General features: G+C 71.9%; 15 protein-coding genes. 9 read left to right on the forward strand and 6 right to left on the reverse strand.

Annotation, left to right across the window (positions count from 1 at the left end):
- The first annotated feature begins 158 nt into the window (after window positions 1–158).
- From DEJ20_RS10065 to DEJ20_RS10075, 3 genes are read left to right on the forward strand one after another with little or no spacing between them, the layout of a single operon-like run.
- Window positions 159–836: a FadR/GntR family transcriptional regulator gene (locus tag DEJ20_RS10065; RefSeq protein ID WP_111236770.1), complete on the forward strand. Its 678-nt coding sequence runs from the start codon at window positions 159–161 to the stop codon at window positions 834–836.
- Window positions 833–1,960, forward strand: a complete 1,128-nt coding sequence (locus DEJ20_RS10070; protein WP_111236769.1) for an acetamidase/formamidase family protein — start codon at window positions 833–835, stop codon at window positions 1,958–1,960. The genes DEJ20_RS10065 and DEJ20_RS10070 overlap by 4 nt, the downstream gene beginning before the upstream one ends.
- Window positions 1,957–3,567: an AtzH-like domain-containing protein gene (locus tag DEJ20_RS10075; RefSeq protein ID WP_111236768.1), complete on the forward strand. Its 1,611-nt coding sequence runs from the start codon at window positions 1,957–1,959 to the stop codon at window positions 3,565–3,567. Before DEJ20_RS10070 ends, DEJ20_RS10075 begins: the two co-directional genes overlap by 4 nt.
- On the opposite strand, the gene DEJ20_RS10080 is transcribed toward DEJ20_RS10075, so the two are convergent.
- The gene (locus tag DEJ20_RS10080) at window positions 3,564–4,382 is read right to left on the reverse strand and encodes a TrmH family RNA methyltransferase (protein ID WP_111046379.1); all 819 of its coding nucleotides are present in this window, start codon (window positions 4,380–4,382) and stop codon (window positions 3,564–3,566) included. The genes DEJ20_RS10075 and DEJ20_RS10080 overlap by 4 nt on opposite strands.
- A 230-nt stretch (window positions 4,383–4,612) precedes the next feature.
- Between DEJ20_RS10080 and DEJ20_RS10085 the strand changes: the two genes are divergently transcribed.
- From DEJ20_RS10085 to DEJ20_RS10095, 3 genes are all read left to right on the forward strand, one after another.
- Entirely contained in the window at window positions 4,613–5,467 is an 855-nt protein-coding gene (locus tag DEJ20_RS10085) for a Sir2 family NAD-dependent protein deacetylase (protein ID WP_111235156.1), read from the forward strand.
- Between the two features lie 106 nt (window positions 5,468–5,573).
- Window positions 5,574–6,212 (forward strand): histidine phosphatase family protein, encoded by a 639-nt coding sequence (locus DEJ20_RS10090; protein ID WP_111024980.1) that lies wholly within the window; start codon window positions 5,574–5,576, stop codon window positions 6,210–6,212.
- A 49-nt stretch (window positions 6,213–6,261) separates the two neighbouring features.
- Window positions 6,262–6,993, forward strand: coding sequence for a hypothetical protein (locus DEJ20_RS10095; RefSeq protein ID WP_111235006.1), 732 nt, complete (start codon window positions 6,262–6,264; stop codon window positions 6,991–6,993).
- Between the two features lie 138 nt (window positions 6,994–7,131).
- Here DEJ20_RS10095 and DEJ20_RS10100 read toward each other — a convergent pair whose 3' ends face one another.
- Both DEJ20_RS10100 and DEJ20_RS10105 read right to left on the reverse strand, forming a co-directional pair.
- A complete protein-coding gene (locus DEJ20_RS10100) occupies window positions 7,132–8,202 on the reverse strand; it encodes a glycosyltransferase family 4 protein (RefSeq protein ID WP_111235157.1) in 1,071 nt (356 codons plus the stop codon).
- A 5-nt stretch (window positions 8,203–8,207) separates the two neighbouring features.
- Window positions 8,208–9,200, reverse strand: coding sequence for an alpha/beta fold hydrolase (locus DEJ20_RS10105; protein ID WP_258377127.1), 993 nt, complete (start codon window positions 9,198–9,200; stop codon window positions 8,208–8,210).
- A 113-nt stretch (window positions 9,201–9,313) separates the two neighbouring features.
- Between DEJ20_RS10105 and treS the strand changes: the two genes are divergently transcribed.
- Together treS and DEJ20_RS10115 are read left to right on the forward strand one after the other, a co-directional pair.
- Entirely contained in the window at window positions 9,314–11,023 is a 1,710-nt protein-coding gene (gene treS / locus DEJ20_RS10110; protein WP_111235158.1) for a maltose alpha-D-glucosyltransferase, read from the forward strand.
- A gap of 35 nt (window positions 11,024–11,058) precedes the next feature.
- A complete protein-coding gene (locus tag DEJ20_RS10115; protein ID WP_111223637.1) occupies window positions 11,059–11,805 on the forward strand; it encodes a 3'-5' exonuclease in 747 nt (248 codons plus the stop codon).
- 177 nt (window positions 11,806–11,982) lie between these two features.
- Here DEJ20_RS10115 and DEJ20_RS10120 read toward each other — a convergent pair whose 3' ends face one another.
- From DEJ20_RS10120 to glgA, 3 genes are all read right to left on the reverse strand, one after another.
- Window positions 11,983–12,231 (reverse strand): type B 50S ribosomal protein L31, encoded by a 249-nt coding sequence (locus tag DEJ20_RS10120; protein WP_017887280.1) that lies wholly within the window; start codon window positions 12,229–12,231, stop codon window positions 11,983–11,985.
- A gap of 102 nt (window positions 12,232–12,333) precedes the next feature.
- Entirely contained in the window at window positions 12,334–13,116 is a 783-nt protein-coding gene (locus tag DEJ20_RS10125) for an ABC transporter ATP-binding protein (protein ID WP_017887279.1), read from the reverse strand.
- Window positions 13,117–13,125: 9 nt separating this feature from the next.
- Entirely contained in the window at window positions 13,126–14,325 is a 1,200-nt protein-coding gene (gene glgA, locus DEJ20_RS10130; protein WP_111235007.1) for a glycogen synthase, read from the reverse strand.
- A 47-nt stretch (window positions 14,326–14,372) separates the two neighbouring features.
- Here glgA and DEJ20_RS10135 point away from each other — a divergent pair, with 47 nt between their 5' ends.
- The gene (locus DEJ20_RS10135; protein WP_071244725.1) at window positions 14,373–15,614 is read left to right on the forward strand and encodes a glucose-1-phosphate adenylyltransferase; all 1,242 of its coding nucleotides are present in this window, start codon (window positions 14,373–14,375) and stop codon (window positions 15,612–15,614) included.
- Window positions 15,615–15,746 lie beyond the last annotated feature (132 nt).

The raw sequence follows: 15,746 nt of genomic DNA on the forward strand, positions 1-15,746 counted from the left end.
TTCCGGAGCCGGGGTCGCTGCGCCGTCGGAGTCGGCCGCGACGACGGCGCTCCACCGTTCCCCGCCGTGTTCCCGGTCCCGACGCAACGTGTGACGGCCGTGTAAAAGATGGTCGTACCAATGAACCAAGCAGACCAACCGGCCCTACGGTCGAGGGCATGCACCGTGGACGGACCCTGAGCGCGGCGACCGCCGCCCACCTCGGCACGCTCGTGCTCGACGACCTGCAGCCCGGCGACAAGCTGCCGCCGGAGCGCACCCTCGCCGAGGACCTCGCCGTGTCCCGAACGACCATCCGCGAGGCGCTGCAGGAACTCGAGCGCCGTCGCCTGGTCTCCCGGACCCCTGGTCGTGGCACCGTCGTGCTGCCGCGACCGGAGGAAGCGTCCGCCCTGCTCGACCACCACCGTGACGACCTGGACCACCGGGCCGAGCACGTCGCCGAGTTCCGGACCGTCGTGGAGCCGCAGGTCGCCGGACTCGCGGCGGCGCGGGCTGGCGAGGCCGACCTGCTCACCCTGGAACGCATCCTCGCCGCGACGCACGCTGGTCTGAGCCCGGAGGAGTCGCTCGCCCAGGACGTCGCCTTCCACGTGCAGGTCGCCCGCACCTCGGGCAACCCCCTGCTCGTGTCGTTGTGCGAGCTCAGCAGCGGTTGGGTGCAGGACGTCCGTGCCCGCTCGCACAGCACCAGCGAGGGGCGCCGGTCGTCGTTCGAGTGGCACGAGCGGATCCTCGAGCGGGTCCGGGAGCACGACGTCGCGGGCGCGACGCGGGCGATGGCCGACCACCTCGCCGACGTGGCCCACCTGGTCGAACGGAGGACGGACCGATGACCACCACACACCGCACCACTGCACACCAGACCACCGCCCCCGCGGTGGCGACCCTGCAGCCCGGCACCGGACCCGTCCGCGGTGACCACTCCCTGCCCGTCGACCCGGAGGCCGTCCTCTGGGGCCGACTGCCGAGCGACGGTGACACCCCGGCCCTGACGATCGGCCCCGGCGAGTCGGTCACCATCGACACCGTCAGCCACGAGGGGATCCTCCCCGACCAGGGCAGCGATCCCGTGGCGTGGTTCGGCGACCACGGCGTCGCTCCGGGTCACGTCCTCGCTGACGCCGTCGCGATCGCCCGCTCCGGCCACCGGGACCCCGCGGCGGACGGTCCACACGTGGTGTCCGGGCCGATCGCGGTGCGCGGTGCCCGTCCGGGTGACGTGCTGACGATGACGGTCCTCGAGACCCTGCCCCGGGTGCACTACGGCGTCGTGTCGAACCGGCACGGCCGCGGCGCCCTGCACGGTGAGTTCCCGGTCGACGGCACGACGGTGAGCGTCTTCGCCGACGTCGTCGACACCGACCAGGGCCGGCGGGGCCGCATCCCGCTCACCGCCGTCGGCGACCGCTTCGCGCACTTCCCCCTCGCCCCGTTCCTCGGGATCATGGGCGTCGCCACCCCCGGGGAGCGGCTGCACTCCGTCCCGCCCGGTCGCCACGGCGGCAACATCGACGTCAACCTGCTGCAGGCCGGGTCGCAGCTGCACCTGCCGGTGCTCGTCCCCGGCGCGCTCGCCCACGTCGGTGACCCGCACTTCGCCCAGGGCGACGGCGAGGTCGCACTCACCGCGATGGAGGCCTCGCTCCGCGCGACGATCCGCTTCGACCTGACCCCGGCCGCCGAGGCCGCCGCGCGCTTCGGGGACCTGGTCTGGCCCGTCGCCGAGACGCAGGAGTTCCTCGTGCCCACCGGCATGGACCCCGACCTCGACGAGGCCGTCCGGCAGTGCGTCCGGCACGCCGTCGCGATCCTCGGCGCGCGCTGGGGCATGGAACGCCACCTGGCGTACGCGTACCTGTCCGCCGCGACCGACTTCAACATCTCGCAAGTGGTGGACCTGGTCACCGGTGTCCACGCCCGCATCCGCAAGGCCGACTTCGAGGAGCCCGCCCGATGACCACGCCCCCGACGTCGCCCGCGCCCGACGCCGCGCCCGAAGGCCTGCTCGAGGCGCTCGACGCCTACGAGACCGCCCTGCTGGCGAACGACCTCGACGGCCTCGACGCCGCCTTCGTCGACTCCCCCGGCTCGATGCGCGGTGACGACCGCGGCCTGCTCGTCGGGCACGACGCGATCAGCGCGTTCCGCGGGGCACGGGGTGGGGTCGCGACCCGGTCGCTGACGCACGTCGAGGTCCGCCCCCTGACCGAGGACCGCGCCCTCGTCGTGTCGGTGTCCCGGTTCGCCGCGGGTGGGGAAGGCCTCCAGACCCAGCTCTGGCGCCGCGACGGCGACACCGTCGCCGGCCCCCGCTGGCGCATCGAAGCGGCTCACGTCACCGGCCGCCCGAAGGCCGTCGACACCACCGTCTGGCGGGCCGTGGGCGACCCACTCGTCGCCCCCACCGCCTCCGGACCGCTCGACGGCCTGACCGTCGCCGTCAAGGACCTCTACGCCGTCCCCGGCCAGCCGGTCGGCGCGGGCAACCCGACCCACCTGCGCGAGGCCCCCGTCGAGACCGCGCCCGCCGCAGCGGTCACCGCGCTCCTCGCCGCCGGCGCCGCGATCCGCGGCATCGCACGCACCGACGAGTTCGCCTACAACCTGACGGGCCGGAACGCGCACCACGGCACGCCGCCGAACAGCGCGGCTCCCACACGACTGCCTGGAGGCTCGTCCAGCGGATCCGCATCGGCCGTCGGCCTCGGGACGGCCGAGATCGGGATCGGCACGGACACCGCGGGATCGGTGCGGGTCCCCGCCTCGTACCAGGGACTCTGGGGCCTCCGGACGACCCACGGCACGGTGTCCCGCGACGGGCTGCTCCCGCTCGCGCCGTCGTTCGACACCGTCGGGTGGCTCACGCGGAGCCCCGGTGTGCTGCTCGCCGCCCTCGACGCCACCGTGCCGCCGCCCGCGCCGGCAGGGGTGCCCGACGCGACCGTGCTCGTCGTCCCCGAGGAACTCGTCGCACTCGTCGAACCGGCCGTCGCCCGGTCCTTCACCGCCTTCGTCGACACACTCGACGAACCCGTCGCGACCGTCCGGCTGCGCGACCTCGGCATCCCGGACCCCGCAGCACTGCAGGAGCAGATGCGGCTCGTCCAGGCCGCCGAGGCACTCGCCGCCCACGGCCCCTGGATCGACGCGCACCCCGGCGCCCTGAGCACCGTCGTCGGTGACCGGTTCCGGGCGGCACGCGCGAACGACCCCGACGCGACCGCCGACGCCGTCGCACGCCTCGACGAGGTGCGGGCGACGATCCGCCGTGCCCTCGCCGGTCGGACCCTGCTGTTCCCGACCGTGCCCGGACCCGCGCCGCTGCTCGACGCGGACACCGCTGCGCTCGAGCACACCCGGACCGCGACGACGGCGATGACCGCGCTCGCGAGCGTCGGCGGCCTGCCCGCGGTGAGCGCACCGGTGTTGACCGTGGACGGCGCGCCCGTCGGCGTCTGCCTGGTGGGCGGGCCAGCCACCGACCGCGCCCTGGTGATCCGCGCCGGGCGCATGCTGCCGGACCAGGCCGCCCCGGGCCTCCCGACCGTCTCGGTGGTGCGCTAGGAGGCGAGCCGCCGGGCGTGGGTGACCGCCCAGAGACCGACGGCGCTCGCCGCGGCCACGTTGAGCGAGTCGACGCCGTGCGCCATCGGGATCCGGACGGTCGTGTCGGCCGAGGCGATCGCGGCCGGCGTCAGCCCCTGCCCCTCGGTGCCCATCACGAGCGCGACCTTGTCGGGCAGGTCCGCCACGAAGGCGTCGAGGTCGATCGACTCGTCGGTCAGCGCCATCGCGGCCAGGTGGAAGCCCTGCGCGCGGAGTTCCTCACCAGCCGCCGGCCAGTCGCCGATGCGGGTCCACGGCACCTGCAGGACGGTGCCCATGCTCACCCGGACGCTCCGGCGGTACAGCGGGTCGGCACACCGCGGGCTGACGAGCACCGCGTCGGCGCCGAGGCCGGCGACGCTGCGGAACACCGCGCCGACGTTCGTGTGGTCGACGATGTCCTCGAGCACGACGACGACTTTCGCGTCCCGCACCACGTCGGCGACACTCGGCAGCTCGGGACGCTGCATCGCGGCGATCGCACCGCGGTGCATCCGGAAGCCGGTGAGCTCCTCGAGCAGGGCGTCGGCGCCGACGAAGACCGGCCCGTCGTGCTCCGCGACCAGGGGCAGGACGCTGTCGAGCCACTTCTCCTGCACCAGGATGCTCCGCGGCACGTGCCCGGCGCGGACCGCGCGCTCGATGACCGTGTTCGACTCGGCGATGTACAGGCCGCCCTCGGGCTCCGAGACCCGGCGGAGTGCCACGTCGGTCAGACGGGCGAAGTCGTCGAGGCGGGGATCGTCGAGGGAGTCGATGCGGACGGGGTGCACGGGGCTCGTTTCGGTGTGGTGCGGGGGCGGCGGGTGGGTCCGGCGGGCCTGGGCGGCGCGGGTCCGGCGGCCCGGGGTCGGCGCGGGTCCGGGCCGACGGGCGGGTCCGGGCTGCCGCCGGGCGGGTCCGCCGAGGATGCGCTCCGCCTGGGAAGCGACCGGGACGGTCGGGTGTTGAGGGTACCGTGAACAGGGTGCTGGATGATGCTGCGTCGACGACCGGACCGACCATCGGGGCGGCCGCCGGGTCGGTGACCGCCGACGACCTGGACCGCGTCGTCGAGGTGCTCGGCGGCAAGCGGATCGCCGTGCTCTCCGGTGCCGGTCTGAGCACCGACTCCGGCATCCCCGACTACCGCGGTGCCGGACGGGTGGTGCGCAAGCCCATGACGTTCCAGGAGTTCCTGGCCGACCCCGCGAAGCGCCAGCGTTACTGGGCCGGATCCCACCTGGGCTGGCGGAGCTTCGCGGCCGCCGTGCCGAACGACGGACACCGGGCGCTCGCCGCACTCGAGGACGCCGGGATCGTCGCCGGGGTCATCACGCAGAACGTCGACGGCCTGCACCTGCGCGCCGGGTCCCGCCGCGTCGTCGAGATCCACGGCTCGATGGACCGCGCCGTGTGCCTGCGGTGCGGCCAGGTGTTCTCCCGCTCCGACCTCGCCGCCACCATCGACCGCGAGAACCCCTGGATCGACGAGCCCGGGTCCGTGCAGCTGCAGCCGGACGGTGACGTCGAGATCACCGACGTCGAACGGTTCGTCGTGCCCGCGTGCACCGTGTGCGGCGGCGACCTGAAGCCCGACGTCGTCTTCTTCGGCGAGTTCGTGCCGGCCGAGAAGTTCCGCGAGGCCGTGTCGATCGTCGCCGACGCCGACGCGCTGCTTGTCGTCGGGTCGTCCCTCACCGTGAACTCGGGCGTGCGGCTGGTCGACCACGCTGCGCGCCGCAAGAACCTGGTGGTCATCGTGAACCGCGGCGAGACCCGCAGTGACCGGCGGGCGGCCGTGAAGCTCGACGCCGGTACCACCGAGACGCTCGTGCACCTGGCGGAGCGGCTCAGCGCGGCGTCATCGACCGACTAGCGGGTCGCGGTCGCCGGACGAGCCTGCGCGGTCGCGGTCCTCGGACGGGGCCGCGTGAGCGCTGCCGCCGGACGGGCCTGCCGTTCGCGTCTGCGAAGATCGACGGGTGACGACCCTCCTGTACCTCGTCCGGCACGGCGAGACCGACTGGAACGCGCAACGCCGCATCCAGGGCTCGACCGACATCCCGCTCAACGACACCGGACGACGGCAGGCCGCCGAGGCCGCCGAGCTCCTGACCCGTCGGCCGTTCGACGCGGTCGTCGCCTCCCCGCTGTCCCGTGCGGCCGAGACGGGCGCGATCATCGCCGACCGCCTGGGCCTCGACGCACCGACGACGTACCCGGGCCTGGCCGAGCGCTCCTACGGCGAGGCCGAGGGCCTGACCGACGACGAGGTGTCGGCACGGTACCCGCACGACGACATCCCCGGTCGGGAGTCCCGCTCCGCGCTGCTCGCCCGCGTCACCGAGACCCTCGGTGAGATCGCGGTCCGGTTCGATGCCGGCGTCGTCGTGGTCGCGACCCACGGCGCGGTGATCCGCAGTGTCGTGAACGCCGCAGCCCCCGGCACCGCCGACCGCCGCAACACCCCGATCCGGAACGGATCCATCCACTCGTTCCGGTGGGACCCCGAGCGCTTCCACGCCGAACTCGTCCGGTTCGACGACCCGATCGACGACGTGTCCGACGCCACCGGAGGGTCCGCGTTCGAGTACCAGAACCCCTTGGAGCGCCGGGGCTGACCGGGGACTAGGCTCCGACGCACCCGCACACCGGGGTGAGGGGAGCCACATGTCCGACGACGGAACCAGCCGACACGGCCAGCACGCCCTCGACCAGCAGGCCGACGATCTCGACCGGGTGTTCGGCCCCGAGACGGCGAGCGTCCCCACCCGCACCCGGGCCCGCACCTGGTTCATCATCGGCGGCAGCACCCTCGCGGTGGTCGCGGTCATCGCCGTGGTGCTCGGCTCGATCATCGGGAGCGTCCAGAACGGCATAGGCGGGGTCTTCCCACGGCCGGACGTGGCGCTCGACCGGTTCGACACGCGCGTGCGTGCGCTGCCCGGCGTCACCGACGTGCGGCACCATGCCCCGTCGAAGACGGCGTTCGCGAGCTACGACGCCATCGCCTCGGTCCGGGCGGACCCGGCGCTCGACCCCGCCGCCCGGCGTGACCTGGTCGCCGCCATCAGCCGCGCAGCCGACGAGTCCGGTGGCAACGGTGTCCGCGTCGTCGTGGTCGCCGACCTCGGCACCCTGGAGATCGGCGTCACCGGTGCCGGTGGGGTCGCGGCGAAGCGCCTGGCACTGGCGAACACGCTCGACCACATCGGCGGTGTGACGGAGGTCCGTTGCTCGTGGGAGCGCGGCGGCGACCCGTCCGACGCCGCGCGCGACCAGTCGATCGTCGTGCGGACCCCGGGTCGGGGCGCCGCGGTGCCGCCGATCGTGTCGCGGGTCACCGAGGAGACGCAGAAGGTGTTCCCCGGGGCGGACGTGCAGGTCATCGCGCCGGAGTGACGGTGTGGTGGTCGCGCGGGGTGGCGCGGCGGTGGCGCGTCCGACGTGGAACGACACGGTCGACGTCGTACGACATCGACATCGTCGTTCCGCGTCGTCACGAACCGCGAGCCCGCGCGCACGCACCCGCACCCGCTCTCAGCCCCGCCGGTCCCCCACGGCCCGCTCGACTGCCCGGACGACCTGCTCCGCCGAGTCCTGCCACCGGAACCGGCCGGCACGCTCGATCGACTGCCGCGAGGCCTCGTCCCACCGTTCCTCGACCCGCCGGACGGCCGCGGCGACCGAGGACGGCGATGCCGGATCGAAGTACTCCGCCGCGGAGCCGCCGATCTCCCGGAAGATCGGGATGTCGCTGACGACGACCGGGGTCCCGACGCCCATCGCCTCGACGAGCGGGATGCCGAACCCCTCGTCGTACGACGCGGTCGCCAGCGCGGTGGCCGAACGGAGCACGGACAGGTACTCCTGATCGGTGGCGCCGTCGTGGAACACGATCGTCCCCGTGGGAGCCAGCGCCTCGAGCCGTGTCCGGTCGGCGTCGGACACCCGCGACATGCAGTGCAGCGTCCAGTCCGCCCCGAGGAGCGGCAGCGCCGCCGCCAGGGTCTCGACGTTCTTGTACGGCATGAACGAACCCATGTAGACGAGCGACCGTCGGCGTGGCGCTCCGGCCACCCGCGGTGTCGCCGGGTCGGCCGCGTTGTAGGCGACCGTCACGGGTCGCTTCGTCAGCCGGTGCTCGGCGATCAGCCCGGCGGTCGTCTCGGACACCGTCACGACCCCGTCGGCGCCGTTCAGCAGGAACCGCTGCGGCGCCCAGGACAGGTGGAACGCGCGCCAGCCGAGCCGCAGCGGCCACGAGAACTCCCGCGGGGGCGTGCGGTTGCGGTAGTAGATCAGGTCGTGCAGCGTCAGGACGAGCGCGTACCGGCGCCCCCGCGACCCCATCGTCTGCATGGGCGAGAACACCGCGTCGAGCCCGAGCCGGTTGACGCGCCGGGCGACGAGCGGCTCCCCCGCGTCCGTCGGCGCGGGCAGCAGCTCCCACGGCAGGTCCCTCGGCAGCGACTCGAGCTGGCGCTCGTCGCTGACGAGCAGCACGTAGTCGTGCCGGTCCGGCAGGTGCGCGACGACCCCCGCGGTGAACCGGCTGATGCCGTCGTGCCGACCGATCCGCACGTACCGGCAGTCGATGCCGATGCGCAGGCGCGTCACGACGCGTCCGCCGTCCGGGAGGCCCGCCCCGCCCCCGACGGTCGGCTGTCCGTCGCCGCCGCGCCGCGTCCAGTGCGTCCCTGGCGTCCGGCACGCCCGGTCGTGTCCGCCATCCGGCGGAGCACCGCCGCCGCGGCCGGAGCCGGCGTCTCGTAGTGCACGAGGTGGCCGACCCCCGGGATCACGACGAGCTCGGCGTCGCGCAGACCCTCGGCGAGTGCGCGCTGTTCGGGGACGGCGGTGATGTCGTCGTGCTCGGCCGCGACGAGCAGCACGGGCACGTGGATCCGGTCGGCGTACTCGGAGACGTCATGGGTGACCGAGGTGCGGAACGCCTCGAGCACGCTCGTGCGGTTCGCGAAGGCCGAGAAGTACCGGTCGTGCTGGTCGTGCACCCACCGGCGGACCGCGGGGTCGTGGGACTTCAGCATCGCGATGCTCATCGCCCGGACGATCGCGCCGTTCCGCAGGATCCCGAGCCCGATCGGCTTCGGCAGCACCGCGCCGGCGCGGTAGTACCCGATCGCGATCGCGGTCCCCACGGCACGCGGTCCCTGCAGGGCCGGGGCGGCGATGGGGTTGACGAGGACGAGCAGTCGGGTGTCGAGCCCGGCGGCGACGGTGGCCGACACCACGATCGACCCGAACGAGTGCCCGAGCACCACGGTGTCGCGGCCGAGCCCGAGCGCGGCGTGGAACCCGGTCAGCCAGGCCACGTACGCATCGATGTCCGACACCGGCAGCGGATCGGACACGCCGAAGCCGGGCAGGTCGGGCACGATCACCCGCACACCCTGCAGGTGCGCGGCGATGGTCTCGAGGCCGTGGTGGTCCCCGCGGAACCCGTGCACGGCGAGCACGGTGCTATCCGCGTCCTCGGGCCCGTAGACCCAGTAGTGCGTGGTCCGGCCGTCGACCTGGACGGCCCGGTGCACGACCGGGGTGGCGGCCATCAACGACTGGTACGGGGAGAGCACGGGCGGTTGCATCCGCGCCAGTCTAGGGAGCGAACCGCACGAAACCCCGGACACCCGCAGCATCTCGCGCCTATCGTGTCCGGGGCGGGCCGTCGACCGGTCCGTCGATGACGACGAGGAGCACGGTGACCTTCACAGCCCCGATCCAGCTGCCCGGCCTGACGCTCGACCCGCAGTGGTACAAGCGCTCGGTCTTCTACGAGTGCATGATCCGGTCGTTCGTCGACTCCAACGGGGACGGCATCGGCGACATCCAGGGCGTGATCGGCAAGCTCGACTACCTGCAGTGGCTCGGCGTGGACGCCCTGTGGCTGCCGCCGTTCTTCCAGTCGCCGATGCGCGACGGCGGGTACGACATCTCCGACTACCGGGCAATCCTGCCGGAGTTCGGCACGCTCGACGACTTCCGCGAGCTCGTGACGAAGTCGCACGAGCGGAACATGCGCATCGTGATCGACATGGTGATCAACCACACCAGCGACCAGCACGAGTGGTTCCAGCAGTCCCGCGAGGACCCGGACGGCCCCTACGGCGACTTCTACGTCTGGCGGGACACGGACGAGGACTACTCGAACATCCGCATCATCTTCGTCGACACCGAGGAGTCCAACTGGACCTTCGACCCGGTCCGACGCCAGTTCTTCTTCCACCGCTTCTTCTCGCACCAGCCCGACCTGAACTTCGAGAACCCCGCGGTCATCGAGGCGATCTACGACGTCGTCCGGCACTGGCTCGACATGGGCGTCGACGGGCTCCGGCTCGACGCGATCCCGTACCTGTTCGAGTCGGAAGAGGGCAACGGCGAGGGCGAGCCGGAGACCCACGAGTTCATCAAGAAGCTCCGCGCGATGGTCGACGACGAGTACCCCGGCCGCGTGCTCCTGGCCGAGGCGAACCAGTGGCCGCGTGAGACCGCGGCGTTCTTCGGCACCGACGAGGAGCCCGAGTGCCACATGGCGTTCGACTTCCCGGTCATGCCGCGCATCTTCTACTCGCTCCGTGCCCAGCACGCCGCCGAGCTCAAGGCGATCCTGTCGGAGACCCTCGACGTGCCTGCCAGTGCGGCGTGGGGGGTCTTCCTCCGCAACCACGACGAGCTCACGCTCGAGATGGTGAGCGAGGAGTACCGCCAGGCGATGTACGGCTGGTACGGCTACGACCCGCGGATGCGCTCGAACATCGGTATCCGCCGACGCCTCGCTCCCCTGCTCGACAACTCGCGCGCGGAGCTCGAGCTCATCCACGCGCTGCTGTTCTCGCTGCCCGGTTCGCCGTTCCTGTACTACGGCGACGAGATCGGGATGGGCGACAACATCTGGCTGCCGGACCGCGACTCCTCGCGCACGCCGATGCAGTGGACGCCGGACCGCAACGCCGGCTTCTCCACCGCCGACCCGGGCAAGCTCTACCTGCCCGTCGTGCAGTCGCTCGTGTACAACTACGCGCAGGTGAACGTCGAGGCGCAGCTCGCCCAGTCGCGCTCGCTGCTGCACTGGGTCCGGAACGTCATCCACACGCGCAAGGCCCACCCGGTGTTCGGCCTCGGATCCCTGCACGTGCAGGAGACCTCGAACGACTCGGTGCTCGCCTTCGTCCGCTCGTGGGAGGGCTCCGGCCAGCAGTTCGGCCCCTCCGCCGAGGACGTCCTGTGCGTGTTCTCGTTCGCGACGAACCCGACCTCGGTCACGATCTCCGCTCCGGAGTTCGCGGGGCGCCCGCTCTACGACCTGTTCGGCGGCAGCTCGTTCCCGTCGTTCGACGAGGACGGCACCGTCACGCTCACCATGGGCACGCAGTCGTTCTACTGGCTGCACGTCGGCGCGCCGACCCGGTAGTCGGGGGTGTCGGTGCGTCCCGTTAGCCTGACCGCGTGACGTTCCCCACAGCACAGCTCGACGCGCCCGCTCCGTCCCAGGACCTCACGGGTCGGCCCTGGTGGCACGCGCTGGGCGTCTTCGACCTCGAGACCACCGGGGTCGACGTCGAGACGGCCCGCATCGTCACCGCCCACGTCGGGCTCATCGACATGACCGGGGCCTCCATCGTCGAGGGTGCCTGGATCGCGGACCCCGGCGTCCCGATCCCGGAGGGCGCCGCCGCCGTGCACGGCTACACCACCGAGCGTGCCCAGGCCGAGGGACGCCCTGCGGCCGAGGTCGTCGCCGAGATCATCGCCGCGATCGAGGCCGTGTTCGCCCGGGGCATCCCCCTGGTGATCTACAACGCCCCGTACGACCTCACCGTCCTCGACCGCGAAGCGAAGCGGCACGGGTTCGCCTCCCCCGTCATCGGCAACGTCGTCGACCCGCTGGTGATCGACAAGGCGCTCGACACCTTCCGCAAGGGCAAGCGCACGCTCGAGGCCGCGTCCGAGCTCTACGGCGTCACACTCGACGACGCGCACGACGCCGGAGCCGACGCGATCGCTGCCGGGCGTGTCGCCCAGGCCATCGCGGGCAAGTACCCGGACGAGCTCGGCATCTCCGCCGAGGAACTCCACCGCAAGCAGGTCGGCTGGTGCGCCGAACAGGCCACCTCGTTCCAGGACTACATGCGCAAGAAGCGCGACCCGACGTTCACCGCCGACGGCCGCTGGCCCCACCGCAACGGCGCTTGACCTCGCCCTGCCCCTCGCAAAGCACCGGTGTTCGCGCGCCGAACACCCGCAGACCGCGTGTGACGCGTGAACACCGGTGTCTTGTGTCCGAGTACAGCGCCGGCCGGAAACGCCGCACAACGCGAACGGGCGGCCCTCCCGGAGGAGGACCGCCCGTGGGCGTTGCGTGGGGGCTGCTTACTTGCTGAAGCCCTTGAAGCGCTGGTTGAACTTCTCGACGCGACCGGCCGAGTCGAGGATGCGCTGCTTGCCCGTGTAGAACGGGTGCGAAGCGGACGAGATCTCGACGTCGATGACCGGGTAGGTCGCACCGTCGAGCTCGATGGTCTTGTCGCTGTTCGCGGTCGAACGCGTCAGGAACGTCTCACCGGAGGCCAGGTCGCGGAAGACGATGGCGCGGTACTCGGGGTGGGTGTCGGTCTTCATGGAGATTCCTCGATAGCGGTGATGGGATTGCGCGAACTGCGCGGGAAGTCGTCGGCTTGCGCCAGCCGTCCACGATACCAGAGAGACGGCGGGATCGCAGCGCTACGCGGCGCGTGCCGTGTAGCGACCGGCGTCCTTGGTGACCGAGAGGTCGATGCCGAACGCCTCGGTCAGGGTCTGGTCCGTCAGGACCTCGTCGATGGGGCCGGCGGCCTGCACGTGGCCGTCGGCGAGGACGAGCGCGTGGGTGAACCCGGCCGGGATCTCCTCGACGTGGTGGGTCACGATGACGATGGCCGGCGAGTCCGCGCTCTGGGCGTAGCCGCCGAGGGTGCGGACGAGGCTCTCACGGGCGCCGAGGTCGAGCGACGCGGCCGGTTCGTCGAGGAACAGGATCTCCGGGTCGGTCATCACGGCACGGGCGATCTGCACGCGCTTCTGCTCACCGTCGCTCAGGTCGCCGAACGTGCGATCGGTGAAGGACCCCAGGCCCCACTCCTCGAGCACGCGCTGCGCACGGCGGACGTCGAGCTCCTCGTACTCCTCGTTCCAGCGGCCCGTCACCGAGTACGCCGCGGTGAGCACGACGTCGATGACCTTCTCGGTCACCGGGATGCGACGGGCCAACGCGGTCGACGCGAAGCCGATGCGCGGGCGGAGCTCGAACAGGTCGGCGCCGCCGAGTTCGGTGCCGAGCACCTCGACGTCACCCGAGGTCGGGAACGTCTGGGCACCGGCCACCTGCAGCAGCGTCGTCTTGCCGGCGCCGTTCGCGCCGAGCACGACCCAGCGTTCGTCGTCCTGCACCTCCCACGAGATCGCGTCGAGGATGGTGGCCCCGTTGCGGACCACGGAGACGTCTGACAAGCGCACGACCGAGGGCATGCGACCAGCCTACGGGTTCTGGCCGAGCACCCGGTCGTAGACCTGCCGTGTCCTGGTGGCGATCGCGTCCCAGGTGAACTCGGTCTCGACACGGAGCCGTCCGGCGCGTCCCATGAGCTTCGCCAGCCCCTCGTCGGCGAGCACCTCGGTGAGGGTCGCGGCGAGGTCGGCCACGAAGCGGTCGGGGTCAGTCGGGGTGCCGGTGCCGTCCTGCACCTGGTCGATCGGGACGATGCGGCCGGTGAGCCCGTCGGCGACGACCTCGGGGATGCCCCCGGTGCCGGTGCCGACGACGGGGATGCCGCACGCCATGGCCTCGAGGTTCACGATGCCGAGCGGCTCGTACACCGACGGGCAGACGAACACGGTGCCCGAGGACAGCACGTTCACGATCTCCTCGTGCGCGAGCATCCGGTCGATCCAGACGACGCCTTCACGTTCCGCGCGGAGGCCCTCGACGAGCTCGGTGACCTCGGCCAGGATCTCGGGGGTGTCCGGCGCGCCGGCGCACAGCACGATCTGCACGTCCGACGGCAGCGACGCCACGGCGCGGAGCAGGTACGGCAGGCCCTTCTGCCGGGTGATCCGTCCGACGAACACGACGCTCGGGCGCGTCGGGTCGATGCCGAGGGCACGCACGGCGTCCTCGTCGACGCTCGGCTTCCACGCGTCGATGTCGATGCCGTTGTAGACGACGTGGACCTTCGCCGGGTCGATCGACGGGTACGAGCGCAGGATGTCCGCACGCATGGCCTTCGAGACCGCGATGACGCCGTCGGCGTGTTCGAACGCCTCGCGCTCCATCCAGCTGGACAGGCGGTAGCCGCCGCCGAGCTGCTCGGCCTTCCACGGGCGGAGCGGCTCGAGGCTGTGGGCGGTCACGATGTGCGGGATGCCGTAGGTCAGCTGCGCGATCCGGCCTGCGGAGTTCGCGTACCAGGTGTGCGAGTGCACGAGGTCGGCACCCTCGACGTCGGCCGCGATGGCCACGTCGGTGCCGAGGGCCTGCAGCGCGCCGTTCGCCTGGCCGAGGCCGTCTGGGGTCCGGTAGCCCCACACGTCGGGTTCGTCACGGAAGGCCCCGAAGGCCCGGACACGGACTTCCGTGTCCGTCCCCGACCGCAACGCGGCGGTGAGTTCGGACACGTGGACACCCGCTCCGCCGTAGACCTCCGGCGGATACTCCCTGGTCAGCAGATCGACTCGCACTGGTTCAACGTAACCGGTTCCCAGTGCTGACGCCTACTGTGAGCGGCATGGCACCAAAGAAGGTCTTCGGCATCGTGCTCGCCGGCGGCGAGGGCAAACGACTCATGCCGCTCACGGCCGATCGCGCGAAGCCCGCCGTCCCGTTCGGCGGCAACTTCCGTCTCATCGACTTCGCACTGTCGAACCTGGTCAACTCCGGTCTGCAGAAGATCGTCGTCCTGACCCAGTACAAGTCGCACAGTCTCGACCGGCACGTCGCGGAGACGTGGCGCATGGAGGGGCTGCTCGGCTCCTACGTCGCGTCCGTCCCCGCGCAGCAGCGGCTCGGCAAGCGCTGGTTCGCCGGCTCGGCCGACGCGATCCTGCAGTCGCTCAACCTGCTGCGCGACGAACGCCCCGACATCGTGGTCGTCGTCGGTGCGGACCACGTGTACCGGATGGACTTCCACCAGATGGTCGAGGCGCACATCGCCTCCGGCCGCAGTGCGACGGTGGCGGCGATCCGTCAGCCGATCGGGCTCGCCGACCAGTTCGGCGTGATCCAGGTGGCCGACGACGACCCCACGAAGATCGAGGCGTTCCTCGAGAAGCCGAAGGACGCCGTCGGCCTGGCCGACTCCCCCGGCGAGATCCTGGCCTCGATGGGCAACTACGTGTTCAACGCGGACGCCCTCGTCGACGCGGTCCTGCGGGACGGCCAGCTCGAGACGTCCGCGCACGACATGGGCGGCGACATCGTCCCCGACTTCGTCAACCGCGGCGACGCCGGCGTGTACGACCTGCAGCGCAACGAGGTCCCCGGTTCCACCGACCGCGACAAGTACTACTGGCGCGACGTGGGCACCATCGACTCGTTCTTCGACGCCCACATGGACCTCATCGCGCCCGTCCCGGTCTTCAACCTGTACAACCAGGACTGGCCGATCTTCAACCAGCAGACGAACCTGCCGCCGGCGAAGTTCGTCCGCGACGCGAACGGCAACACCGGGTCCACGGTGGACTCGCTCGTGTCGCTCGGCTGCCTGGTGTCGGGTGCGCAGGTCGAGCGCAGCATGATCGGGCCCTGGTGCTCGATCGACTCCGGCGCGAAGGTCCTCGACTCGATCGTCTTCGAGCGCGCCACCATCGGCGCCGGCGCGGTCGTCAACCGCGCCATCCTCGACAAGGACGTCGTCCTCGCACCGGGCGCGCAGGTCGGCGTCGACCGCGAGGCCGACGAAGCGCGCGGCTTCACAGTCACCGAGTCCGGCATCACCGTGGTCGGCAAGGGCGTCCGCGTCGACGCCTGATCCGTCACCGAGTCCGGGCTCCGCCCATGCGTCGGCAAGGGCGTCCGCGTCGACGCGTAGGCAAGCAGACACCCGGGGCGCAGCCCCGGACGGACGGCCTGGAGGCACGGCTCGCGTCACGGACGCGGCCGT

This window comes from Curtobacterium sp. MCSS17_005 (assembly GCF_003234225.2).
In the GTDB taxonomy this organism is placed as follows: Bacteria; Actinomycetota; Actinomycetes; order Actinomycetales; family Microbacteriaceae; genus Curtobacterium; species Curtobacterium flaccumfaciens.